Consider the following 1,036-nt stretch of genomic DNA (forward strand, 5'->3'; position numbering starts at 1 on the left):
GGCGCATCGTTGCGCCTACCTGAATGGCAGGCTGTCACCTCAAGAGTATTTTTCTCTGTAGAAAGTGACCTGCTCCCCCACCGCCAGCCTGATTGTGGGTGTAGCGGCGGCGAACCCTTCTCCTGGCGAAGTCTTAGTGGCGGGGGTGGCGGGTCTGGTAGCCGGGGCCATGTCTATGGCCGCTGGGGAGTATGTCTCGGTCAGTTCCCAGGCCGATACTGAGAAAGCTGACCTAGCTCGGGAGCGGAAAGAACTCGATCGCGACGAGTCTTTCGAGCGGTATGAACTGGCAGCTATCTACGAGGCGCGGGGGCTTGACCCAGCGTTGGCCGCCCAGGTTGCCCAGCAGTTGATGGCCCACGATGCCCTGGGAGCCCACGCCCGCGATGAACTGGGGATCTCCGAGCATCTGACGGCACGACCCGTACAGGCGGCCTTTGCCTCGGCGGGTGCCTTTGCCGTAGGTGCCGCGCTGCCCTTGCTCACGGTGCTGGTTGCGCCAGAGTTAAGACTGGTACCCGTGGTGTTTGGCAGCTCGATTATCTTTTTGACGGTGTTGGGGGTGCTGGCGGCGCGGGCGGGGGGAGCTCCGGTTATGACATCGGCGTTGCGGATTGTCTTTTGGGGGGCGATCGCCATGGGGCTAACAGCAGCGGTCGGTGCCTTATTCGGCACGGTTGTCTGAAGCGGCTAGCGGACAGGCCCGTCGAATTCTTACGCACCGAATCTACCTCGAACTCCACCATCAGGCTGTCATACTCTTAATTGTTAGCGGCTCATTTGTGACAGATATCCTTGTGGTGGTGCTCCAGGCTATCCTTTAGTCGGATCTTTTGTAACAATTCCAAAGTCACTAAAAGCTATTAGCAGCAATGATTTGAGCGTTTGCCCGAGAAAATCACGCTGAGCTTCAGCGGTAGTTTCGGCAACGATTAGTAACGAATCGACGAAGTTGATTGAAGTTGAATTGATTTAGTTGAAGTTGATTGAAGCTAAGTAAACTCCGGCTAAAACGTTTAGAATGCTTATGGTGCAA

At 56.2% G+C, this 1,036-nt stretch carries 1 protein-coding gene; it reads left to right on the forward strand.

Going from position 1 to position 1,036, the window contains the following annotated elements:
- The first annotated feature begins 64 nt into the window (after positions 1-64).
- Positions 65-685: a VIT family protein gene (locus JUK32_RS04890; protein WP_309224491.1), complete on the forward strand. Its 621-nt coding sequence runs from the start codon at positions 65-67 to the stop codon at positions 683-685.
- Positions 686-1,036: the final 351 nt, after the last annotated feature.

It is taken from the genome of Halomicronema sp. CCY15110, from assembly GCF_016888165.1.
In the GTDB taxonomy this organism is placed as follows: domain Bacteria; phylum Cyanobacteriota; class Cyanobacteriia; order Phormidesmidales; family Phormidesmidaceae; genus Halomicronema.